General features: G+C 66.5%; 20 protein-coding genes. 11 read left to right on the top strand and 9 right to left on the bottom strand.

Going from position 1 to position 21,554, the window contains the following annotated elements:
* Positions 1 to 3 precede the first annotated feature (3 nt).
* Positions 4 to 714 (top strand): dihydroxyacetone kinase phosphoryl donor subunit DhaM, encoded by a 711-nt coding sequence (gene dhaM / locus ACH438_RS21165; protein WP_397007679.1) that lies wholly within the window; start codon positions 4 to 6, stop codon positions 712 to 714.
* A gap of 100 nt (positions 715 to 814) precedes the next feature.
* Here the strand turns inward: dhaM and ACH438_RS21170 are convergent, their stop codons facing one another.
* Entirely contained in the window at positions 815 to 1,642 is an 828-nt protein-coding gene (locus tag ACH438_RS21170; RefSeq protein ID WP_397007681.1) for a carboxymuconolactone decarboxylase family protein, read from the bottom strand.
* 130 nt (positions 1,643 to 1,772) lie between these two features.
* Between ACH438_RS21170 and ACH438_RS21175 the strand changes: the two genes are divergently transcribed.
* The gene (locus ACH438_RS21175; RefSeq protein WP_397007683.1) at positions 1,773 to 2,360 is read left to right on the top strand and encodes a TetR/AcrR family transcriptional regulator; all 588 of its coding nucleotides are present in this window, start codon (positions 1,773 to 1,775) and stop codon (positions 2,358 to 2,360) included.
* On the opposite strand, the gene ACH438_RS21180 is transcribed toward ACH438_RS21175, so the two are convergent.
* The 4 genes from ACH438_RS21180 to ACH438_RS21195 all read right to left on the bottom strand — a co-directional run bounded on the left by ACH438_RS21180 (position 2,264) and on the right by ACH438_RS21195 (position 8,134).
* A complete protein-coding gene (locus tag ACH438_RS21180) occupies positions 2,264 to 3,118 on the bottom strand; it encodes an HAD family hydrolase (RefSeq protein WP_397007685.1) in 855 nt (284 codons plus the stop codon). The two genes, ACH438_RS21175 and ACH438_RS21180, sit on opposite strands and share 97 nt — an antisense overlap.
* Before the next feature lie 53 nt (positions 3,119 to 3,171).
* The gene (locus tag ACH438_RS21185) at positions 3,172 to 5,598 is read right to left on the bottom strand and encodes a phosphoribosyltransferase (protein ID WP_397008222.1); all 2,427 of its coding nucleotides are present in this window, start codon (positions 5,596 to 5,598) and stop codon (positions 3,172 to 3,174) included.
* A 179-nt stretch (positions 5,599 to 5,777) separates the two neighbouring features.
* Entirely contained in the window at positions 5,778 to 6,842 is a 1,065-nt protein-coding gene (locus ACH438_RS21190) for an HpcH/HpaI aldolase/citrate lyase family protein (protein WP_397008224.1), read from the bottom strand.
* Positions 6,843 to 6,934: 92 nt separating this feature from the next.
* Positions 6,935 to 8,134, bottom strand: coding sequence for a hypothetical protein (locus ACH438_RS21195; protein WP_397007687.1), 1,200 nt, complete (start codon positions 8,132 to 8,134; stop codon positions 6,935 to 6,937).
* Between the two features lie 212 nt (positions 8,135 to 8,346).
* On the opposite strand from ACH438_RS21195, the gene ACH438_RS21200 reads away from it, so the two are divergent.
* Both ACH438_RS21200 and ACH438_RS21205 read left to right on the top strand, forming a co-directional pair.
* The gene (locus ACH438_RS21200; protein ID WP_397007689.1) at positions 8,347 to 8,922 is read left to right on the top strand and encodes a TerD family protein; all 576 of its coding nucleotides are present in this window, start codon (positions 8,347 to 8,349) and stop codon (positions 8,920 to 8,922) included.
* A gap of 88 nt (positions 8,923 to 9,010) precedes the next feature.
* On the top strand, positions 9,011 to 10,138 hold the full coding sequence (locus tag ACH438_RS21205; RefSeq protein WP_397008226.1) for a DUF475 domain-containing protein: 1,128 nt from the start codon (positions 9,011 to 9,013) through the stop codon (positions 10,136 to 10,138).
* 89 nt (positions 10,139 to 10,227) lie between these two features.
* Here the strand turns inward: ACH438_RS21205 and ACH438_RS21210 are convergent, their stop codons facing one another.
* Positions 10,228 to 11,190 carry a DMT family transporter gene (locus ACH438_RS21210; RefSeq protein ID WP_397007691.1) on the bottom strand — a complete coding sequence of 321 codons (963 nt, stop codon included), beginning with the start codon at positions 11,188 to 11,190 and terminating at the stop codon, positions 10,228 to 10,230.
* A 75-nt stretch (positions 11,191 to 11,265) separates the two neighbouring features.
* Here ACH438_RS21210 and ACH438_RS21215 point away from each other — a divergent pair, with 75 nt between their 5' ends.
* Positions 11,266 to 11,826: a CGNR zinc finger domain-containing protein gene (locus ACH438_RS21215; RefSeq protein ID WP_397007693.1), complete on the top strand. Its 561-nt coding sequence runs from the start codon at positions 11,266 to 11,268 to the stop codon at positions 11,824 to 11,826.
* Here the strand turns inward: ACH438_RS21215 and ACH438_RS21220 are convergent.
* Entirely contained in the window at positions 11,740 to 13,137 is a 1,398-nt protein-coding gene (locus ACH438_RS21220) for a glycosyltransferase family 87 protein (RefSeq protein WP_397007695.1), read from the bottom strand. The genes ACH438_RS21215 and ACH438_RS21220 overlap by 87 nt on opposite strands.
* Before the next feature lie 196 nt (positions 13,138 to 13,333).
* Here ACH438_RS21220 and rpsF point away from each other — a divergent pair, with 196 nt between their 5' ends.
* From rpsF to ACH438_RS21250, 6 genes are all read left to right on the top strand, one after another.
* A complete protein-coding gene (gene rpsF / locus ACH438_RS21225; protein WP_397007697.1) occupies positions 13,334 to 13,624 on the top strand; it encodes a 30S ribosomal protein S6 in 291 nt (96 codons plus the stop codon).
* Between the two features lie 143 nt (positions 13,625 to 13,767).
* On the top strand, positions 13,768 to 14,334 hold the full coding sequence (locus ACH438_RS21230; protein ID WP_397007699.1) for a single-stranded DNA-binding protein: 567 nt from the start codon (positions 13,768 to 13,770) through the stop codon (positions 14,332 to 14,334).
* A gap of 58 nt (positions 14,335 to 14,392) precedes the next feature.
* Positions 14,393 to 14,662, top strand: a complete 270-nt coding sequence (gene rpsR, locus ACH438_RS21235) for a 30S ribosomal protein S18 (RefSeq protein WP_040814320.1) — start codon at positions 14,393 to 14,395, stop codon at positions 14,660 to 14,662.
* 17 nt (positions 14,663 to 14,679) lie between these two features.
* The gene (gene rplI, locus ACH438_RS21240; RefSeq protein WP_397007701.1) at positions 14,680 to 15,135 is read left to right on the top strand and encodes a 50S ribosomal protein L9; all 456 of its coding nucleotides are present in this window, start codon (positions 14,680 to 14,682) and stop codon (positions 15,133 to 15,135) included.
* A 628-nt stretch (positions 15,136 to 15,763) separates the two neighbouring features.
* Positions 15,764 to 18,409 (top strand): replicative DNA helicase, encoded by a 2,646-nt coding sequence (gene dnaB, locus ACH438_RS21245; RefSeq protein ID WP_397007703.1) that lies wholly within the window; start codon positions 15,764 to 15,766, stop codon positions 18,407 to 18,409.
* Between the two features lie 43 nt (positions 18,410 to 18,452).
* Positions 18,453 to 19,796 (top strand): LAGLIDADG family homing endonuclease, encoded by a 1,344-nt coding sequence (locus ACH438_RS21250; protein ID WP_397007705.1) that lies wholly within the window; start codon positions 18,453 to 18,455, stop codon positions 19,794 to 19,796.
* A 120-nt stretch (positions 19,797 to 19,916) separates the two neighbouring features.
* Here ACH438_RS21250 and ACH438_RS21255 read toward each other — a convergent pair whose 3' ends face one another.
* Together ACH438_RS21255 and ACH438_RS21260 are read right to left on the bottom strand one after the other, a co-directional pair.
* Complete coding sequence (locus ACH438_RS21255; RefSeq protein ID WP_397007707.1) at positions 19,917 to 20,408, bottom strand: hypothetical protein; 492 nt, start codon at positions 20,406 to 20,408, stop codon at positions 19,917 to 19,919.
* A gap of 9 nt (positions 20,409 to 20,417) precedes the next feature.
* A complete protein-coding gene (locus ACH438_RS21260) occupies positions 20,418 to 21,473 on the bottom strand; it encodes an alpha/beta hydrolase (RefSeq protein ID WP_397007709.1) in 1,056 nt (351 codons plus the stop codon).
* Positions 21,474 to 21,554: the final 81 nt, after the last annotated feature.

Below are 21,554 nucleotides of genomic sequence, written 5' to 3' on the forward strand. Positions count from 1 at the left end.
GCAATGATCGGCCTGGTCGTGGTGTCGCACAGCCAGGCGCTGGCGCGGGCGGCGGTCGCACTGGCCATCGAACTGCTGCCGGAGCAACCGGTCCGCGTGCAGATCGCGGCGGGCCTGGACGAGAACACGCTCGGCACCGACGCGGTAGCGGTCGCCGAGGCGATTGCCGCCGCCGACACCGGCGACGGCGTCCTGGTGCTGATGGATCTCGGCAGCGCGGTGCTGTCCGCCGAAACGGCACTGGACCTGCTGGATACCCCGCACACCGTCCGCCTGTGCGCCGCACCGCTGGTGGAGGGTTTGGTCGCCGCGCTGGCCGCGGCCGGTGGCGGTGCGGACCTGGAGAAGGTCGCGGGCGAAGCAGATCGTGCCCTGGACGCCAAGCGTGCCCAGCTGGGTGAAACGCCTGCACCACTGCGGGATTCGGCGGCCGGACCCGCCGCACCCGAGGTTGTGGTGGCTGTTTTCGAGGTGCGCAACGAGCATGGCCTGCATGCGCGACCGGCGGCCGAATTGGTCGCCGGGCTGCGGGATCTCGACGCCGTGGTGACGCTGCGGAATGCGACCACCGATGCGGGTCCGGTGCCCGCGGAGAGTCTGACCAGGGTGCTGACGCTGGGTGTCATGCCCGGACAGCAGTTGGAGGTCACCGCCTCGGGACCGGATGCGCAGGCCGCGCTCGCGCGCATCGCGGCTCTGACAACCGGGCACTGAGGGCGGAGGCCACGTCGGTGAGGCGCTGAAAGTCCGCGGCGCACCACGACTTTCGGCCTTGCGCTCCCGTGGGGCGGCTTTGCACTCCAGTTGGGTCGAGTCAGTGCGCGGCGGCCTCGGCGTCGCGGGCGGCGAAAACCTCGCGGGCGGCGGTGATTCCGTTGAGGGCGGCGGGGAATCCGGCGTAGACGGCCATCTGGGTGATGGCTTCGACGGCTTCCTCGCGGGTGCCGCCGACATTGAGCAGACTGTGTAGGTGCACCCGGAGCTGGGGTGCGGCGGTGCCGAGGGCGGTGCAGGCGGCGACGGTGGCGAGTTCGCGGGTCTTCAGATCGAGGACCGGGCGGGAGTAGACGTCGGCGAAGGCGAATTCGATGATGTAGCGGCCCAGGTCGGGTGCGATGACCTGGGTGAAGGCGATGACCTGTTCGCCCGCTTCGCCGTCGATGCGGCCGAGCGCCTCGAGCCCCCGCTCGTACCGCTCGCGGGCGGTTTCGTCGCCCGGTTCGGCCACGGTCGTGACCGGATCGGCGAGGTCGGTGTGGTCGGCGAAGGCGAGCTTGGCGGCGGCAATGCCATTGAGCGCGGCGGGGATTCCGGCGTAGACGCTCATGTGGATGATGGTTTCGACGATCTCGGCCGGGGTGACGCCGACGTTCAGCGCGCCGTCGATATGGAAGCGGAGCTGCGGGGCCGCGGTGCCCATGGCGGTCAGCGCCGCCACATTGATGAGCTGCCGCTGCGCCAGGGTGAGGCCGGGGCGGTCGTAGACATCCCCGTAGGCGAATTCGACGGTGAGCCGGGCGAGTCCGGGTGCGATATCGGCGAGTCCGTTCTCGAAGCCCGCCCCCGCGGCGCCGCCGACGGTGGTGAGCAGTTCCAGGCCACGGCGGTAGCGGGTGTCGGCGGGGGTGACTGCGGCGGTCATGATCGACCCTTTCTGCGGGTTCAGCAGGTGGTGATCCAACAAGACGGTCCGTCTCGTCTCCCAACATATAGGTGGCCCGAGCGCTCGTCAAGACGAGACGGACCGTCTCATTGTCGGGTAGGCTCGGCTCGTGGCCACTACCCCGAACCCGGAATTGCGCAGTCAGCGCGCCCACCGCGCGATCCTGGACGCGACCTTCGACCTCGCCGTCCGCAAGGGCTACGCCAAAGTCACCGTGGAGGCCATCGCCGCCGCGGCCGGCGTCGGCAAACAGACCATCTACCGCTGGTGGCCGTCCAAGGCGGCCGTCGCCCTCGACGCGCTCAACGAGAAGATGGGCCCGGACACCGAGTTCCCCGACACCGGAGATATCACCGCCGACCTGAAAACCCAGATCGGTGGCCTGGCCCGGCTGCTCACCGGCGATGTCGGCCCGATCTACCGCGGCGTCATCGCCGAGGCGCAGACCGATCCGCGCATTGCGGCGGCGGTCCGCGAGATCATCGTCGAACCCCGCATCGGCCGCTGCCAGGATCGCTTGAGCCTGGGTATCGCGGCCGGTCAGATCCGCGCCGACCTGCCCACCCGCACCATGGTCGAAATGCTGTATGGGCCCGTGTATTACCGCTTCCTGCTGGGCGCGCCCGAGGTCGAGGTGCGGCGCAGCGCGGATCTGGTGGATCCGATCCTCGCGGGACTCCGCCCGGCCGGCAGTTGACGGAACTTCTCGAACCAGTCCAGGATCTCTTCACTCGCCCCGATGCCGGAGGCGCCGGTAACCGTGAGATTCGGGTGGGTCCAGGCGAGCTCTTCGAGTTCACCGTGGAGGGGCCGGATGGCGGCGTCCGCGGAACGCAGCATTGCGGCGTCCAGCGCACCGTCCCCGGCCGCGACCAGCCGGGCGTTAGGCGCGAGTTCGCCCGAATCCGTCAGGCGGCGGCGAACTTCCGTTACGGCCCGGCTCTTACAGACCGCGACCGGCATGGTGTAGATCTTGCGCCCCTGCCGGGAGGCCGACCACCCGCGCGGGCGGCACCAGGCATCCCATTCGGGTAAGAATTCGGGCGGTAGAGCTGCCGGGTCCACGACCAGGTACGGGAACAGATGATCCGCGACCCGGAATCGTTGCACGAACGAATCGCTTATGCGACTGCACAATTCGGCATTCACCTGGGATAGCGTCGCGCCGCTCGCGCGTACTTCGGCATCGAGGCCGGTACGCCAATGCCGATCGGGTCGGCCGTTGTCGAGGATATTGCCGCCATTGGTGGTGACGGCATACCTCCATGGCCTGCCGGGCAGCCGAATCCTGTTGAATTGCCGCACGGTTCGAGTGGTCGCCGGCACCACGATGGCAGCGGCGGCGAGGGCAGACAGCCGATCCGCCGCCGCAGCGGTCATGAACGACAGCGCACCACCGTCGAGGTACTCGACGCAGACCGCATCCGGTCCGGCGGCGGACCGCGAATAGATCATTGTCCGATCGAGATCGGTTGCGATCAGTGTTTCCCGATGCGACGTCCCGTCCACTACTCCCCCATTGTCTTGATCAGCCCCATACATGCATACGCCAGCTCGGGCACGACCTCGACGGGCACGCCGCGGGCCGCCGCCAGCAGCCGGATATGGGCGTGCTCGGGCGCCTCCGCCTCGCGCACCAGCACCCGCCACGGGATGCGGCGCAACAACACCCGGGTCGTCTCGCCCACACCGGGTTTCACGAGGTTGACGCTCGCGAGACCGTATTCCGCCCGCACCCGCTCCACCGATTCCCAGCCCGCCCACGTCGGTGTGCGATCCGCGGCGCGCAGGGCGGCGACCGCGGCCGGGACTCGGGTGCGAATGTCGTCGAAGCGGGCGGTGACCGCGTCGAGCAGGTGGTTGGAGACATCGTCAGGTGCGAGCTCCCGATAGAACTTCGCACCGTGGAACTCCCCCGGCCCGATCAGCGCATCGTTCAGCACGGTCCGCGAAATCAATCCGGAGACTGTCGAATTGAGGCAGGCGGAGGCGATCAGGAAATCATCGCGAGTGCCGTAGGTGCGCACGCACCCGCCGGGATCGGCAAGCACCGCGAGATCGACTTCGAAGCGCGCACCGCCCGCCGCGTGATAATCGTCCAACGCGGAGACAAGTTCCCGAGTGATCGCTCCCTTACCGGTCCACCCGTCCACGAAGACGATCCGCGCCGGATCATGCTGCCGCGCCAGGTAATCCAAGGCCACGGTGTCGATCCCCCGATCCCGCACGATGGACATCGCATAATGCGGCACCCGCACCCCACGCGTCCCCAGCCACCGCCGCATCAGAATCCCGACCGGTGTCCCCGCCCGCGCCAGCGACACCAGCACAATGTCCTCCCCCCGTTCACTCACCACCAGTTCGGAAACGGTGGCCACCGCCAAGGCCAGCCGCTCCGCACTGTCCGCCAGCACCCGCTCGAACAACTCCTGATACGCGCCATCCGGCTGATACTCGATCGGCAGTGACTCCGCGTAATGCGCCACCCCGGCCTGAATCCGCCGTTCCCGCTCCCCCACATCACCTTCCAGCTCGACCCCGGAAAGCTCCTGCAACAACCACCCCACCTCATCCGCCGCATACGACCCGAACCCCGGCCCCCGCAACGGTTCCGGCAGCGAACGAGACCGGCGCGTACGTCCATCCGACGACGGCTCCAACTCGACCCGTGCGCTGGTCAACACACACGGGTCTGCGCCGGGCAACACCGCGAGGACGACATCCGCGCCGGCGGCGGTCAGCACATCGACCAGGCCGCCCTCCCCGGTGAGGCGTTCGGTGTCGGCCGGTGTATCGAGGACGACCAGCAGTATCGGCTCAGCTGCGCCGGATTCCGGCCACTGCGCGTTGTACAGGTAGCGCGGTGCGGTCTCGCCGGGTTCCGGTGCGGTGAAACGGAATCCGCGCCGCAGTGGGTACCCCGGCTCGTCGATCACATATGCCGGCGAGCGAGTGGTGGTCTGATAGCGGGTCGGGATTCCCCTGTCCGCCAACGCCGCTGCCAGCCGCAGCGGCAGATACATGAGTTCCTCGTGCCCGAGCACGATGACCGGGCGGCGGTCTTCCGGTGTGAAGCCCGGCCAGGGGAGCGCCGACAGTTCGCGACGGAGGGTGACGGTGGCTGTGGTGAGGGCGGATTCGAAGGCGGGGGTGTCGGCATCGAGGATGCCGTGCCGGCCGCCCTCGGGAACGCCGGGCGGCCAGGGTAGTTCGATGCGAGCGGTGTGGCCGCGTGTGGCCGCGATCGGGTTGTAGGGCGGGTCCGGCAGGGCCGCAACGGATTCGATCAGGTCGGTGGGTAGCTCGGTGCGGCCGGTGGCCAGGCATACCGTGTCGATGCGTATACCGAGTTCGCGGGCGAGGCTGGTGAAGGCGGCGCGGTCGGCATCCGTGCGCATGTCCACCAGGGAGGCCAGGATGTAGTGCGGGCGCGGGGTGTCGGCGTGCAGAGCGGCGATGGCTTCGAGGGCGGTTGCCCCGGTGGAGATCTCGTCGTCGACCAGCACCATGGGTAGCCGGTTGCGGAAGATGCCGGCGGGGGCGGGTTGCAGCAGGTGGGAGGTGGCGTGCGAGTGGCCTTCCTCGAAGCCGGCGAGGGTTTCGGCGGTGCGCACGTCGCGGCGGGTGGAGTGCAGGTAGCAGCGGGCGCCGATGCGGGCCGCGACGCAGTGGCCGAGTCCGGTGGCGGTTTCCGCGAAGCCGAGCACCACGACCGCGGAGGTATCGGCGCCGGTGGATTCGGTGAGGGCCGCGCGGACCAGGTCGCCGAGCCGATTGCCCGCGTCGAGAACGAGGTGCGGGTCGGTGGGCAGGTGCTTGCCGAGCACCGTGGAGACCAGCAGGTGCGCACGACGTGGGTTCTGGCGCAGTCCGGGCTGGACGAGATGCGGTACGGCCCAGCCTTGCTCACCCGCATCCGGATAGACGTCGCGCACGGACGATTCCTTGTGCTCCTGCACGGAACTCTGGCCGTGCTCATGGACGGAACTCTGGCCGTGCTCGTGCACCGGGCTCTGGCGGTGCTCGTGCCCAGAATTCTGACCGTGCTCGTACACGAACGAATTCCGGTGCCGTAGCCCGAGTCCGAAGCGGCGTGTCGCCCAGGGCACGACGGTCACTGTTCCACCAGCACTTTCATCAGATCGGTGAGTGAGACGCCGCGGTCGGCGACGCCGAAGAGGCGGGCGCGCAGCAGTGTTCGCCGCGCCCAGCTGCGGTGTGGCCGCATTTCGTTCATCTTGTTGCGGTACTCGGAGGCCGCGACCCCGCCGGCATCGGTGCCGAGGATGTCGAGGGCGTCCGAGTACTCCTCGAGCGTCACCACGGACAGCGCGTGCACGACCGCCACCTGGGCGGGGTGGATGACGGTCTTGCCCTGGATTCCGTTGGCGCGGTCCAGCGCTGCCTCGCGCAGCAGTCCGTCGACGTCGAAGTACTCCCAGACCGGTCCGGTGATGGTGAATCCGCTGCCGTCGCTGCGCCCGAGGTAGTTGACGATGTCGGCGATGACGTCGGCCACCACGCGCACGTCGTAGATGGTGCGTTCGCTGTCGCGGCGGATTCCGAAGGTGGAGCACATATCGGTGGCGCCGATACGCACGGCGAGCACGCGGTCGCGGTGGGCGGTGAGCAGTCGCGCGATGGTGTGCAGTTCGTGGTCGCGGGTCTGCCGGTGTACCAGGGCGGGTGATTCCAGTACCGGCATGCCGTAGACGGTGCGGCCGAGTCTCCTGCATGCGGTGTCGAGCGCGTCGAGATAGTCGGCGGCGCAGGAACTGTCGAATTTCGGGAAGACGAATCCGGTGAGCGCCTTGGTGTCCGCGCCCAGCCGATTCACGATTTCGCGCACGGTTCCGGGATCTCGCACCCTGACGAACAACAGCGGGTACGGTTCATGCCCCGCCCCGAGTTCCGCCAGCGTGTCCGCGGCGCGCCGTTTTGCCTGTGCCAGTTCATGGTCCGCGACGGCATCCTCGAGGTCGATCACCATCGAGCACACCCCGCTGTGCGCACGCCGGACGATGGTCTCGGTCAGCCCTGGCCGGGTGGCGGGCACGTACAGCGTGGCGCCCAGCGCCATGGCGAGGAGTTCGCGGTCGCGGGTGTCGCCGAAGGGTTCGGGTTGCCGGTGGAAGAGCCGCCGGATCTCGGGTCCGGGCACGTGCCGGAAGTGCCGCAGCGGCAGGTGTTTGCGCAGTGAGACTCGGGTGACTTCCGGATAGGTGCTGACAATCGCGGTCATCGGTCCCCCGGTCCTCCTGGGCTTTCGGTTTATCTGTCGGTATTTCGCATGCGCTCGACCACGCCCGCGACGAAGGCCGCGATGGTGTCGAGTTCGGACATGTAGGCCCAGTAGTCCGGGTGCGGCCCGGTGAGGCCGCCGGTGACACGGCCGAGGCGTTCGACCTGGCCGTCGAGCACCGAACCCCATTGCGGGACCAGTCCGTTGTTGACGGCGAGCATCTGGGCGTCGCGGAGTTTGAAGCGGACGGCCGCGGCGCGTTCCTGCGGTTGCTCGCGGACCGCGCGCAGCAGCGCGAGGCGGTCGGTGACGGCGTCGGCGTGTTGCTCGGCGGTGGCGAGCTGGCCGCGCGCGGTGGTGGTGAGGTCCAGGGCTTGCTCCGGGTCGTGGTGCCGCAGGGCGGTACGTGCCCGGGTGAGTTCGGCATCGGCGGCGTCGATGGCGTGCCGGGCGTGCCGCTCATTATTGGACAAATCGGACGAGGAGGCCGCATTGAATTCGCGCAGCAGCGCGGACATGGCGGGTCCGATGCGCTGCAGCCGATGCCGGGCGGCATCGAGTCGCGTGGTCGCGGAGGCCAGCGTGTTCTCGGCCGAATGCTGTTTGCCCGGAGCGTCTTCGAGGGCCGTGGACAGTTCGCGAGTGCGGGTGTCCAGGAGGGTGGCGGCGTCGCGTGCGGCGGCGGTCGCGTCCGCGGAAACAGCGGCCTCGAGTGTGACGAGCGCCTCGTCCACGGCGGCCGCGCAGCGCCGGATCGACGGATATCGCGCGTGCGGGGACGCGTCGGCCGCCTGCCTGGCCTGCCGTGCGGCGGTGCGGGCCTGGGTAACCAGTTGCGGCACCGACCCGTACACCGCGACCGCGTGTTCGAGGTGCGCGCGGTGGCGGTGATAGAACTCGTCCACGCCGCGCGCCGCGTCGGCGAGACGCCGGATCTGCGTGTCGATTTCGGGTTGCGGCACGCTGCCGCCATGGTGTTCGGCCTGATCGAGGCGTTCACCGAGGGCCAGGTAGGCGCCAGCGGCGTCGTAGCAGCGGGCGCGTACGGGCGTCCATTCGGCGGTCACGCCGCGTTCGGGGAACAGTTGTGCGGAGGCGGTGACGGCGGTTTCTGCGATGCTCTGCCGCCGGTCCATGTCGAGGAAGGCCGCGGTGAGCGCCTGCCGGGCCTGTTGCACCCATTCGTTGTTCGGGGGTGTCCGGAACCATCCGCGTTTTCGGCCTGCCACGCCCCGATGTTAGGAGACCGTTCACCGGGTGGGCGACCCGGAATATTTCCGAATGGGATTATTTGTGCCAGGGTGAGCGGGGATGGCTTTCGGTTTGCCGGTGGGCAGCGACGGCCGGAGCCACTACTGTGTCGTTACAGCGGAACCGGACAAATCGGTCATCCGTGTTGCTGGAAACGCTCCGAACGCTTTGCAAGGAAAGGGATTCCCAGATGGGTGTCAGTTTGTCCAAGGGCGGTAACGTTTCACTCACCAAGCAGGCCCCGAACCTGACGCAGGTCGCCGTCGGCCTCGGCTGGGACGTCCGCACCACCACCGGAACCGATTTCGACCTCGACGCCAGCGCCATCGCCACCGGCGGCGACAAGAAGGTGCTGTCCGACAAGCACTTCGTCTTCTTCAACAATCTGCAGTCCCCGGAGGGCACCATCGTGCACACCGGCGACAACCTCACCGGTGAAGGCGACGGCGACGACGAGGTCATCAATATCGACCTCGCCAATACGCCCCCCACCGTCGAGTCGGTCTTCTTCCCGGTCTCCATCTACGACGCCGACCAGCGCGGCCAGAGCTTCGGCCAGGTCCGCAACGCCTACATCCGCGTGGTCGACCGCAGCAACGGCAACGAACTCGCCCGCTACGACCTCACCGAGGACGCCTCCACCGAAACCGCCATGGTCTTCGGCGAGCTGTACCGCAATGCGAGCGAATGGAAGTTCCGCGCCATCGGCCAGGGTTACGCTTCGGGCCTGGCAGGCATTGCCCGCGACTACGGCGTCAATGTCTGATTCGAACGGCTAGCGCGCAGGGGCTCGGCAGGGCCCCTGCGCTGTCTCCACCAGCTTCACCCGAATCGGATCCGGCACAACGAAAGGCCTGGTCGCCGTGCGTATATTCGGCCTCTCCATCATCGTCTCGGTGCTCTCGCTGCTGGCCGCGCTGCTGTACGGCGGCTGGAAGGGACTGGCGGTCTGCGCCATCCTCGGCGTGCTCGAGGTGTCGTTGTCCTTCGACAACGCGGTCATCAATGCCGGCGTGCTGCAACGCATGAGCGAGTTCTGGCAGCGGCTGTTCCTCACCGTGGGCGTGCTCATCGCCGTTTTCGGTATGCGCCTGGTGTTTCCGCTGGCCATCGTGTGGATCACCGCCGGACTGAACCCGCAGCGGGCCCTGCATCTGGCGCTGAACCCGCCGGACGACGGCGGCCTGCTCTTCCCGGACGGCAGCTCCTCCTACGAGAAACTGCTCACCGACGCGCATCCGCAGATCGCGGCCTTCGGTGGCGCGTTCCTGCTGCTGCTGTTCCTCAACTTCATCCTCGAGGACCGCGAGATCACCTGGCTGAGCTGGATCGAGCGCCCGCTGGCGCGGCTCGGCAAGCTCGAAATGCTTTCGGTGGTACTCACCTTGGCGGCGGTGGCGGTCACCGCGCAGGCCATCGCGGACGACGATGACGTGGCCACCGTGCTGCTGGCCGGCGTGCTCGGCGTGATCACCTACATCACCGTCGACGGGCTCGGCTCGATGTTCAATGCCGAGCAGCAGGCCGAAGGGCAGGCCACCGCGGGGCCTTCCGGTGTGGTGCAGGCGGTCGGCAAGGCGGCGTTCTTCCTGTTCATCTACCTGGAAGTACTGGATGCCTCGTTCTCCTTCGACGGGGTGATCGGCGCCTTCGCCATCACCTCCGACCCGATTCTGATCGCCTTGGGGCTGGGCCTGATCGGCGCCATGTTCGTCCGGTCCATCACTGTTTATCTGGTGCGCAAGGGCACGCTGTCGGAGTACGTGTATCTGGAGCACGGCGCGCACTGGGCCATCGGCGCGCTGGCGGTGATCCTGCTGGCCTCGATCGGGATTCACATCAACGAGGTGATCACCGGCCTGATCGGCGTGGCGTTCATCGGCGCGGCGTTCCTCACCAGCATTGTCCGCAATCGCCGCGACGGCGCGGCGGGGGATTCCGACGCGGAGGACCACGCACCCCACACGGCCGTGATCGGCTGAAACCCGGTGCGGCCGTGAGCGGCTGAGGCACTTGCACAAACGACCGCGCCCGGCACGCGAAATGCGTGCCGGGCGCGGTCGTTCCGGTTTCAGGCGCGAGCGGGGGTCACCCGCTCGATGAGGAAGCTCTCCGGTTCGATCGCCTCCGCCACGGCTTCGGCTGCCACCGGCCCGGATTCGCCCTGCACCTCGGTGCGGGTCCGCCGCGAGGCGAGCACCATGCCGACCACACCGACCGCCAGGCCCGCAATCGTCAACGGGTGCAACGGCTGTGCGATGACCAGCCAGGCCAGTACCGCGGTGACCGCCGGGATGGCGAAGAACAGGCGGCTCACCCGGGTGGTGTCCCAGCGCTGCAACATGGTGTTCAGCAGCAGGAACGCGCCGATGGAATTGATCAGCACCATCCACACCATCGAGCCGGCGAAGCGCGCCGGATCGGCGATGTGCAGATTGCCGCCCAGCAGTGCCAGCAGACCGGCGAAGGGCGCGCTGATTGCCACATGCAGGGCCGTGCCTGTCCGCGGATCGAGCTGCGGGGTGAAGTGCTTCTGGTACACGGTGCCGATGCTCAGGCCCAGCAGCCCGACCGCGCACAGCAGCAGCCCGATCAGCGAGAACGTGGATCGGTGGTCCACCACGGCCAGGCCCACGCCCACTCCGCCGACGCCGAAGCCCAGCCACTGCCGCAGGGTGACGGATTCGCCCAGGGCACCGGCGAATACGGCGATGACGAGCGGGCTGAGGCCCTGCATGAGCGAGATCACCGCGGCGCTGACGTGCTCGTGCATGGCGGTGTAGAACCCGCCGAACTGCACCATCTGCATGAGCAGGCCCGCGATCGCGGTGTGCGCCAGCGTCTTTCGGCGCGGCCAGGCGGCGCGGGTCAGCAGCGCGTACGCGGTGAGTATCAGGGCCGCGATGCCGAAGCGCACGAAGAGCACCAGCATGGGCGCGGCCGAACCGACCCCGATGATGCCGGCGATGAAGGCGCTGCTCCACATGAGGATGAGGGCCGGCGGGCCCGCTACCTCCATGAGCCGGTTGTTCATGATCATCTCCTTGCTAACCGCCTTAAGTGGTTACTACGATGGCACTCGTCCACATAACCTGTCAAGGGGGTTACTATGACCACCGTGTCCACCTTCGACGACGCCCACCTCTGGGTCAGCGGCAACCTGGCGCTCAACTTCATCGGCACGGTGGAGGGACGCCGCGACTACTACGAGAACCGGCTGAAAACACCCGACGACCTCGGGGGATGGACCGTCGCCGCGGGACTGCTCGACACCGCGCCCGACTGCACGCCCGGTGACCTGGACCGCGCGACCGAACTCCGCGAGGGCACCTACCGCATGGCGCTGGCGCTATTGGGCGGCGCGCCGTTCGCCGAGGCGGACCTCGCACTGGTCAACGAGATCGCCCGCGGCACACTGCCGGAAGTCGTGCTGACCGCGCCCGGTCACGTACACCGCACCGGCACAATCGATTCCGCGCTGGCCGCCATCGCCCGCTCGGCCGTCGAACTGTTCGGCGGACCCGACCGCGCCCGGATCAAGGAATGCGAACGAGAGGCGTGTACCCGCCTCTACATCGACACCTCACGCGGCGGTTCGCGCCGGTGGTGCGATATGGGGATCTGCGGAAACCGCGCCAAGAGTGCGGCTTTCCGCGCCCGGAACACCTAGCGCGTCCGCCCAGCGCATGCGCGCCCGAACGAAGAGGAAGAAGAACACCAGCAGCAGGACGGCGCGCCCCCACACGCCGAACTGCACGATGTTCTGCTCCACGCTCGCGTTGTAGCCGCTGCCGAGCGCGTAGAAGTACCGGAAGACCCCGATGCCGATGGCCGCGTCGGCCAGCAGATAGCCGCCGATCAGCGACCACGGCACTTCCAGCAGCACCAGGAACGGGATCAGCCACAGCGTGTACTGCGGCGAATGCACCTTGTGGAACAACAGGAATCCGCACAGCATGGCGCCGCTGGCGCCGACCCACGGATACACGCCGGTGACCTGGTACCGCCGCCAGCCGAGCCAGGCCGCCAGCGCGAACGAGGCCAGGATCAGCAGCGGTGACGCCACCGACACCACGTCCTGGAAGCTGCGCTCGGCGGCCGGCGTGCCACCGAACAGCGGCCGTAATCCCCAGTACCAAATGGAATTCGTGGTGATGTCGGCGTGGCGCAATTCCTGGAACACGATGGAGGCGCGCCAGCCCTCGAATCCGGCCACGGCGAACGGGAGATTGATCGCCACCACGGTGCCTATCGCGGCGCCGGCCACGGCGAGTGCGCCGCGCACGTCGTAGTGGCGCGGCAGACTGTGCCGCCTTGCCGCACTGCCGAATTCGTTTTCCTCGCCGAGCAGTACGTGAATCAGCAAGGGCAGGACGAATATGCCCGGATACAGCTTGAGACAGAAGCCGATGCCCAGCAGGATCGCCGCGGCAATTCCGCGCTGCCGCAACGAATATCGGGGCATCATGGTGACGATGTAGAACGCGCCGACGGCCGTGCAGACGACAGGCAGTTCCCAATTGTGGAAGGCGTAGAGCACCAGCGGCGATCCCGCCGACCACAGCAACGCCGCCTTACCGGCCATCTTGCCCAGCAGATAGGCGGTCACCAGCGCGAACGGAGCCAGCAGGATCGCCGTGTGCAGCAGGAACGCGGCGTCATTGTGCGCGCCCACCGCGCCGATCCACATGAGCAGGCCGCTCAGCACCGGGTACTCCACGGCGCCGCCGGTCAGCTGGCCATCGGGGGTGATGCCGCCCGATATATACGGAAAGATGTGGTCGTCGATGCCCCGGCCCAGCCACAGGAACTGGATATCCGAGTAGCAGACCGAGGAATCCTTCACCGAATCGAAGATGGTGCTGCGGCCGAATTCGTCGAACGGGGCTGCCGCACACCGCAGTTTGTTGGCGTAGGCGAAAAGCAGCGTGACCGAGCACACCATCAGGGAAGTGATTCCGGCGGCCAGTCGCTGCGACATGGCCACCACAGTAGGGGGCGCTCCGGCGTGTCGGCGCGCTCAACGCGACGCGGCATTCGATCACACGGGCCCGTTGCACCCGATTTCGCTGCTCAACCGGCCTTCATGTAGCCTTGTCCAGTTGCTGACGCAACGAACCCTCCTGCCCACGGACAGCCCGTGGGCCGTTCACAGTCCACAGGAGGTGATGAGGTCCGTGCGTCATTATGAAGTGATGGTCATTCTCGATCCGAGCCTGGACGAGCGCACCGTCGGCCCGAATCTGAACACCATGCTCGGTGTTGTCGGGACCGAGGGCGGCAAGGTCGACAACGTCGACATCTGGGGCCGCCGTCGTCTGGCTTACGAGATCAGCAAGCAGAGCGAAGGCATCTACGCGGTGGTCACCCTGACCGCCGAGTCCGCCACCGTGAGCGAGCTCGACCGCCAGCTGGGGCTCAACGAGTCGGTGCTGCGCACCAAGGTGCTGCGCCTCGACAAGAAGTAGTCCAGTCCTCCCGCAACGTCGCTCGTAACCGTCGGTGCCTATCTCTAGGCTGACTGGCAAACCGTGCATCGAACCCGGCACCGGGTTCATCCGGGTGCGCGGAGCGAGCGGATTGCGGACTGCACCGGAAAGCAGGAGGAACCATGGCCCAAGGCGACACGGTCATCACCGTCATCGGAAACTTGACGGCTGACCCCGAGCTTCGATTCACGCCCGCGGGAGCGGCCGTCGCGAACTTCACGGTCGCGTCGACTCCCCGTGTGTTCGACCGTAATACCAATGAATGGAAAGACGGCGAAGCGCTTTTTCTGCGCTGCAACATCTGGCGTGAAGCTGCGGAGAATGTCGCCGAGAGCCTGACCCGGGGCTCACGAGTGATCGTGAGCGGACGACTCAAGCAGCGCTCCTACGAAACCCGCGAGGGTGAGAAGCGCACGGTCGTCGAACTCGAGGTCGACGAGGTCGGTCCCTCCTTGCGCTACGCGACCGCGAAGGTCAACAAAACCACCCGTGGCGGTGGTGGCGGAGGCTTCGGCGGTGGCGGTGGTGGAGGCGGCGCCCAGCAGGGCGGCGGCTTCTCCGGCGGTGGCGGTAACAGTGGCAGTGGCGGAGGTCGCGGCGGCCAGAGTGCCGGCGACGACCCGTGGGGCAGTGCGCCCGCGGCCGGCTCCTTCGGGGGCGGCCCAATGGACGATGAACCGCCGTTCTGAAGAACGGCTTTCGCAGGAGCCTCCAGGCAGGCTTCGCAAACTTACGGAGTGAATGACCATGGCCAAAGCACCGGCACGCGAAAAGGTGCTGAAGAAGAAGGCTTGCACCTTCTGCAAGGAAGACAAGGCCGGCAAGAAGAACAACACCGCCGGCGCCAAGATCGATTACAAGGACACTGCGCTGCTGCGTAAGTATGTCTCCGATCGAGGCAAGATCCGCGCGCGCCGGGTGACCGGCAACTGCGTGCAGCACCAGCGGGATATCGCTGTCGCCGTCAAGAACTCGCGTGAGGTGGCCCTGCTGCCTTACGTGTCCACCGCTCGCTGAGAAAGGAAGACACAGCCATGAAGCTCATCCTCACCGCTGATGTCGACAACCTCGGTGCGCCCGGCGACACCGTGGAAGTCAAGGACGGTTACGGCCGTAACTTCCTGCTGCCCCGCGGACTGGCCATCGTTGCCACCCGTGGCGCGGAGAAGCAGGTCGAGGGCATCCGCCGGGCGCAGGACGCCCGTAAGGTGCGCGACCTCGATCACGCCAACGAGCTGAAGCAGGCCCTCGAGGGCCTGACCGGCGTGGTGCTGGCGGTCAAGACCGCCGGCACCGGCAAGCTGTTCGGCTCGGTCACCGCCGCCGACGTCGCGGCCGCCATCAAGGCTGCCGGCGGCCCGGTCGTCGACAAGCGCAGCATCGAGCTGCCGAAGGCCCACATCAAGAGCACTGGTAAGCACGGTGTCGTGGTGCATCTGCACCCGGATGTGATCGCCAAGGTCGACCTGCAGGTCAACGCCGCCGAGTAATTCGGCCGATCGGAGGCCATCTCCCTGCGTGGGGATGGCCTCCGATTTCTGTTTGCCGGGTATTGTCTGAATCTCTGCGCCGCTGGTGGCCGCGGGTCGCCGGGCGCGAGTGGGCGAAGTGTCGCGATGCATGATTCGGAGTGTTCGCCCAGGTTGTGGATTACTCAGCAAACCAACCGTTTTCGTTGTGTGGCAGGTCACAGCCTTGTGGCCGTCCGTTTACCCAACACGCCCGGACGTTACTGTCCAGCGACACGCCGCACCAAATTGATCCACAGTGGCCTTTGTTGAGAATTCGGCCACTACCTGCGAATTGATTGCACACACCGACTGTTGTCCCCAAGTTCTCCACAGGGGGTGCACAACGGTTGGTGAACAATACCCACGTTGCCCACAGTTGTGTACACAGCTCCGTTTGGCGGGTTCCCGCCCGGTCGCCTAGGTTCGCATTCATTGCCGTGACCACGGCCCCGGACGACACGACCCGCCCTGCCCCTCATCCCGCACCACGGGTTTGCCGACGCGCGCGAAACACGCCGCGCCGCATGCCCGAACGTGTCGGTCCCCAGGCGTAGAACGGGTCAAGGATGTGCCGCATCCGGGCGGGAGGAGAGAGGACGGTCGACTGATGGCAGTCATCGACGATCGCGGCCACGACGATCACGGACCCTCCGACTACCCCGAGGCTCCCGGCGAGGATTTCGGCCGCCAGCCCCCGCACGACATGGCAGCCGAGCAATCCGTCCTCGGCGGCATGCTCCTGTCCAAGGACGCCATCGCCGACGTCATCGAGGTCATCCGCCCCGGCGACTTCTACCGCCCCGCGCACCAGGCCGTCTACGACGCCATCCTCGACCTCTACGGCCGCGGCGAACCCGCCGACCCGGTAACCGTCGCCGCCTCCCTCGACCGCCGAGGCGACCTCAAACGCATCGGCGGCCCCCCGTACCTCGTCACCCTGACCCAAACGGTCCCCACCGCGGCCAACGCCGGCTACTACGCCGAAATCGTCGCCGAGAAGGCCATCCTGCGCCGCTTGGTCGAAGCAGGCACCCGCATCGTCCAATTCGGCTACGCCGGCGCCGACGGCCAAGACGTAGCCGAGGTCGTAGACCGAGCCCAAGCCGAAATCTACGAAGTAACCGAACGCCGAGCCTCCGAAGACTTCGCCCCCCTGGAGGAAATCCTCCAGCCCACCATGGACGAACTCGACTCCATCGCCTCCCGAGGCGGCATCTCCCTAGGCGTCCCAACAGGTTTCACCGAACTGGACGAAATCACCAACGGCCTCCATCCCGGCCAGATGATCATCGTCGCGGCTCGACCCGGTGTGGGTAAGGCGCTGGCGCTGGATACACCGCTGCCGACGCCGACCGGTTGGACCACCATGGGTGAGGTCCGAGTCGGTGACGAGCTGCTGGATGCGCAGGGCAGGCCGACCCGCGTCGTGGCAGCCACCGAAGTGATGGCCGGCCGCCCTTGCTACGAAGTCGAATTCTCCGACGGCACCGTGCTGGTCGCGGACGAGCAGCACCAGTGGCTCACCGAGACGCGCGCCTCCCGCCGGTCGGCCCAGCAGGCGGCCCAGGGGCACAACCGCTCTCGCAACCGGCAGACCTTCGCCGAGGTCCGCACCACCGCGGAGATCGCGGCCACGGTCCGGTGCGAGACGGTTGATCGGCGGCTCAACCATTCCGTCGTCAATGCGGCCCCGCTGCAGCTGCCCGCACGTGAATTGCTTGTTCCCCCATACACACTCGGCGCCTGGCTCGGTGACGGTAGCTCCGCTTGCGCGCAGCTGACCACCGCCGATCCCGAGATCGTTGTCAATATCGAGAACGAGGGCATCGTCGCGGTCCCCTCCGAATCCGTTCCGCTGCGGTTCAGCTTGCAGCTGCCGGCCGATACGCCCGTCGCTCCGCGTAATTGTGTCGTCTGCGGCTCGGAGTTCGTTCCTTTCACCAGCGAAGTTCGCACGTGCGGCCGATCTTGCGGCGGCAAGGCGCGTTTCGTCTCCGCTCCTGTTCCGGCCCCCACCTGTGCCCATTGCGGCGGCCCGTCCATCGGCCTGCGCCTGTGCCAGGACTGCCGGAATGCCATCGGCACGCTGCAGGGGCGGCTGCGCACGATCGGAGTGCTCGGCGACAAGCACATCCCATCCGACTACCTCCGCGCATCGGAGGAACAGCGCCGCGCTCTCCTCGCCGGTCTGCTCGATACCGACGGCACTGTCACCAAGGGCGGCTCCGTTCAGTTCGCCGTCACCAACGAGCGTCTGGCCCGGGATGTCGAAGAACTCATCGTCAGCCTCGGCTACCGCAGCCAGCTGTCCACCAAACGGGTCCTCGGCCGCACCGAGAGCTCGTCCATCGCCTACACGCTGACCTTCGCCACCGAGGACGAGGTCTTCGGCCTCAGCCGAAAAGAGTTGCTGCACAAGCAACGCCGCGGCGCGACGAACACCACCCGCTCCGGTTCCCGTTTCATCGCCGACGTCCGCCCCATCCCGTCCGTCCCCGTGCGCTGTGTCGAAGTGGACAACCCCGCCCACCTCTACCTCGCCGGCCGCGCCATGATCCCCACCCACAACTCCACCCTGGGCATGGATTTCATGCGCAGCTGCTCCATCAAACACGGCCTCGCCAGCGTCATCTTCTCCCTCGAAATGAGCCGCACCGAAATCGTCATGCGCCTCCTCTCCGCCGAGGCCCGAATCAAACTCGGCGACATGCGCTCCGGTCGCATGAGCGACGACGACTGGACCAAACTCGCCCGCCGCATGAGCGAAATCAGCCAGGCCCCACTATTTGTCGACGACTCCCCCAACCTCACGATGATGGAAATCCGCGCAAAAGCCCGCCGCCTCAAACAACGCCACGACCTACGCCTCATCGTCGTCGACTACCTCCAGCTGATGACCTCCGGCAAAAAGGTCGAATCCCGCCAGCAGGAAGTCTCGGAATTCTCTCGTAGCCTCAAGCTGATGGCAAAGGAATTGGAAGTTCCCGTTGTCGCAATCTCACAGCTGAACCGTGGTCCGGAACAGCGAACAGATAAGCGCCCTATGGTGTCTGACCTGCGTGAAAGTGGAAGTCTAGAACAGGATGCCGACATGGTTATCCTTCTGCACCGCCCCGATGCATTCGAGCGAGATGACCCCCGCGGCGGCGAAGCCGACCTTATCCTCGGTAAGCACCGCAACGGTCCCACCGCGACCATTACCGTTGCGCACCAATTGCATTTGAGCCGTTTCGTCGATATGGCGCGAGGTTAGTAATTCAGCGACATCGAACACAGATTCGAGCTACCGTTGGATTGTGGATGCGAACCCCGCTCCAATGGAGCCAACAGATAAGCGCACCAACACGTTCGAGCATTGCGAACTGGGAGGTCTACCAGTTTCGGCGCAGATTTTTCGTGCCGATAATGGTGCACGCGTTTCGCTGAAGACCCTGCTGCAGAGTGGCGAACGACCGCTTGTGTGGTCACTCGACAAGCTGATGCGCTTCGTCGCGCGGCCGATGGATGACGTACTCCCCGTTGACCGCGCCAAGATCGCGCAATTCCGCCTCGCCTCCGGCCGCTCGATCGACATCGCGACGGAGGCTCGCCTGTTGACCATCGATGGCTGGAGACAACTCCGGACACTCGCCGTTGGGGATCGCATTGCCATCCCACGATGGATTCCCGCACCCAAGAACGCCACGACGATGGCGGAGGCTGAAATAACCCTGTTGGGACACATGATCGGTGACGGCTCGTTCGTGAAACGGCAACCAATCCGCTACGCCAGCGTCGACGAAGAGAATCTCGCGGCGGTCACCACCGCCGCAACGCATTTCGGGATTACCGCGATACGCGACGACTACGAAGCGGCGCGGGTCACTACGCTCCGCCTGCCTGCGCCGTACCGCCTCACACACGGTAAGCGCAATCCGATCGCGGCGTGGCTCGACGAGCTGGGACTGTTCGGTTTGCGTAGTTACGAAAAGTTCGTTCCGGATGCGATCTTCGCGCTCCCCACCGACATGGTGGTGATCTTCCTCAGACATCTGTGGGCCACGGATGGTTCCGCCCGTTGGGACGAGACAGGACGCCAAGGCCGGATCTACTACACCTCCACAAGCCTGCGTCTCATTCATGACGTCGCCGATCTCCTGCTCCGCCTTGGAGTTCACGGACGCATCAGACTCGTCCCGAAGGCCGGTTACCGTGACTGCTGGCATCTGACGATCGACGGCGCGGACAACCAAATCACCTTTCTCGAGGACATCGGTGTACACGGCGCCCGTGGCGTTACCGGCGAAGCGTGCCTCGCCCAGCTCGATACGATGACCTCGAATCCCAATGTGGACACCGTCCCCAAAGAGATCTGGAACAGGGTCCGAGCCCTCCTGACCGAGAAGAACATGACCCACCGTCAGTTCCAGACCGCGATGGGAACCAAATTCTGCGGCTCCACCATGTGGAAGCACTCACCCAGCCACCAACGTCTGGCCCGCGCCGCATACGTCCTGGATGCTCCCGAACTGATGATGCACTGCACGAGCGACGTCTTCTGGGATCGAATAACCGAGATCACCAGCCTCGGTGAGCAGGAGGTCTTCAGCATCTCCGGCCCCGAAAACCTCGTCGCACAAGGCATCTGCGTCCAAGCCTGAATACCTACTCGCGCCTCGAGCTCTGGACAGCCACCGCCACCAGAACGACGACCACGAGAATGATGATGATCCACAACTCCGTCACCACTGCCGGTAGTGCCACCACCGCTACCGGTGGTGTCAGGCTTCGTTGGCGCGGACCAGGCGGAGCGGGGCGGGGCGGCCGGCGGGGATTATGCGGGGGAGTTGGGGGCGGGGGTGGTGGGGGAGTTGTTGGGGGAGGGTGGTTTCGGGCATGTCGACGACTGTCCAGGATTGGATGAGGAGGCAGCAGAAGGCTATTGCGGCGGCGGAGGTCCAGGGGAAGGCGCCGGGGAGGTCGAAGTGTTTGGACCAGAGGGTGATCGAGGCTGCTAGGAGGGAGCCGGTGGGGGTGGTTGCGTACCAGGTCAGGGCGGGGCGGCGGGGGAGGAGGGGGTCGCAGAAGGTGAAGCCGGCGCCTAGCCAGTAGAGGGGGTTGGTGAGGGTGGGGGTTAGGGCCGTTTTCAGGAAGGTCAAGGGGGTGGTGGGCGCGTGGGACCAGGTGGTCAGGACTGTGGTCATTACCGAGAGGGGCATGGCCAGGAGCATTGAGGTCACCGCGATGCGGACCTGCCACACGCGCCATTTCATGGGGACTCCTTAGCCGATGTTGGCGGAGAGGTCGGGGAGCATGCGGGTGGCTTCGTCTTGCCAGTTGTTCCAGGCGTGGATGCCGTACTCCGGGAAGGAGTAGGTGACGTTGCCGGCGCCGAGGGTGGCCATGCGGACCTGGAAGGAGCGGGTGTTGGCCAGGGCCAAGGCTTCCAGGGCCATGCCGTTGACTGTGCCCATGTTGGGGCCGTCCTGGGCGGTGGGGCGGCCGCTGGCGGCGGCGATGTAGAGGCGGGTGTTGTTGGCGATGAGGCGGGGGGCGAAGACGAAGGGGTCCATGCGGAGCCATTGCGGGCCCCAGGGCGGGGCCATGGAGTCGACGTTGTAGCCGCCGGCGTCGATCATCGCGAGGCGGATGGCTTCTCGCATGCCGGGGGCGGAGATATTGAGGTAGCCGGAGAAGGAACCGGCGAAGCTGAACTGGTCGGGGTGGTAGGCGGCCAGGGTCAGGGCCGCGGAGCCGCCCATGGAGAGGCCGAAGATGCCGTTGCGATTGGGGTTGAAGCCGTAGCGGTCTCGGAGTGCCCACCGGAGATCATTGGTGAGGAAGGATTCCCAGGCATAGCGGTACGACTTGCCGGGGCCTCCGGACAAGGCGTCGGTGGCGCCGGATCCCGTATTGGCCGAGCCGGTGCCGGCGGGGATGCCGAAGAATTCGCTGGGTGCGTTCCAGTCGGTGTAGAAGCTGGATTCGCCGCCGACGGGCATGACCACGTTGATGTTCCAGCTGGCCAGGGTCTCGGCGACGTTGGTTTCGATTTCCCAGCCGTTGAGGTCCTGACCTGCGCGCATACCGTCGAGCGCGTAGACGACGCGGTCGGTGTTGCCGTCGGCGGCGCGGAGGACGCGGGTCTTGATCGGACCCATGACCGGTGAGTCGACCCAGACGTCGAAGGCGGCGGGGTTGAAGGCCGCGTGCGCGAGCGCGCCGATGCCTGTTGCGGCGATGGCCAGGGGTGCGGTCAATACCAGGGACAGCACCATGAGCGTGCGCCTCACCAGCGTTTTCGTTGCCGAATTCGACTTACTGTGAATCGATCTCATCGATCCCGATCCTTTCGCCGTGGGTAGCGAGGCAGTACCGTCGCGACGCTCATTCGAATTGCCTATCGCCCAGGCGCAAGA

It is taken from the genome of Nocardia sp. NPDC020380 (assembly GCF_044386975.1).
GTDB lineage: Bacteria > Actinomycetota > Actinomycetes > Mycobacteriales > Mycobacteriaceae > Nocardia.

What these genes read in the sequence shown, in the direction of transcription:
- dhaM (WP_397007679.1), top strand. Translation starts at nt 4, where the DNA reads ATGATCGGCCTGGTCGTGGTGTCGCACAGCCAGGCGCTGGCGCGGGCG.
- ACH438_RS21170 (WP_397007681.1), bottom strand. Translation starts at nt 1,642, where the DNA reads ATGACCGCCGCAGTCACCCCCGCCGACACCCGCTACCGCCGTGGCCTG.
- ACH438_RS21180 (WP_397007685.1), bottom strand. Translation starts at nt 3,118, where the DNA reads ATGATCTATTCGCGGTCCGCCGCCGGACCGGATGCGGTCTGCGTCGAG.
- ACH438_RS21200 (WP_397007689.1), top strand. Translation starts at nt 8,347, where the DNA reads ATGGGTGTCAGTTTGTCCAAGGGCGGTAACGTTTCACTCACCAAGCAG.
- ACH438_RS21210 (WP_397007691.1), bottom strand. Translation starts at nt 11,190, where the DNA reads ATGAACAACCGGCTCATGGAGGTAGCGGGCCCGCCGGCCCTCATCCTC.
- ACH438_RS21215 (WP_397007693.1), top strand. Translation starts at nt 11,266, where the DNA reads ATGACCACCGTGTCCACCTTCGACGACGCCCACCTCTGGGTCAGCGGC.
- ACH438_RS21220 (WP_397007695.1), bottom strand. Translation starts at nt 13,137, where the DNA reads ATGTCGCAGCGACTGGCCGCCGGAATCACTTCCCTGATGGTGTGCTCG.
- ACH438_RS21230 (WP_397007699.1), top strand. Translation starts at nt 13,768, where the DNA reads ATGGCCCAAGGCGACACGGTCATCACCGTCATCGGAAACTTGACGGCT.
- rpsR (WP_040814320.1), top strand. Translation starts at nt 14,393, where the DNA reads ATGGCCAAAGCACCGGCACGCGAAAAGGTGCTGAAGAAGAAGGCTTGC.
- rplI (WP_397007701.1), top strand. Translation starts at nt 14,680, where the DNA reads ATGAAGCTCATCCTCACCGCTGATGTCGACAACCTCGGTGCGCCCGGC.
- dnaB (WP_397007703.1), top strand. Translation starts at nt 15,764, where the DNA reads ATGGCAGTCATCGACGATCGCGGCCACGACGATCACGGACCCTCCGAC.
- ACH438_RS21255 (WP_397007707.1), bottom strand. Translation starts at nt 20,408, where the DNA reads ATGAAATGGCGCGTGTGGCAGGTCCGCATCGCGGTGACCTCAATGCTC.
- ACH438_RS21260 (WP_397007709.1), bottom strand. Translation starts at nt 21,473, where the DNA reads ATGAGATCGATTCACAGTAAGTCGAATTCGGCAACGAAAACGCTGGTG.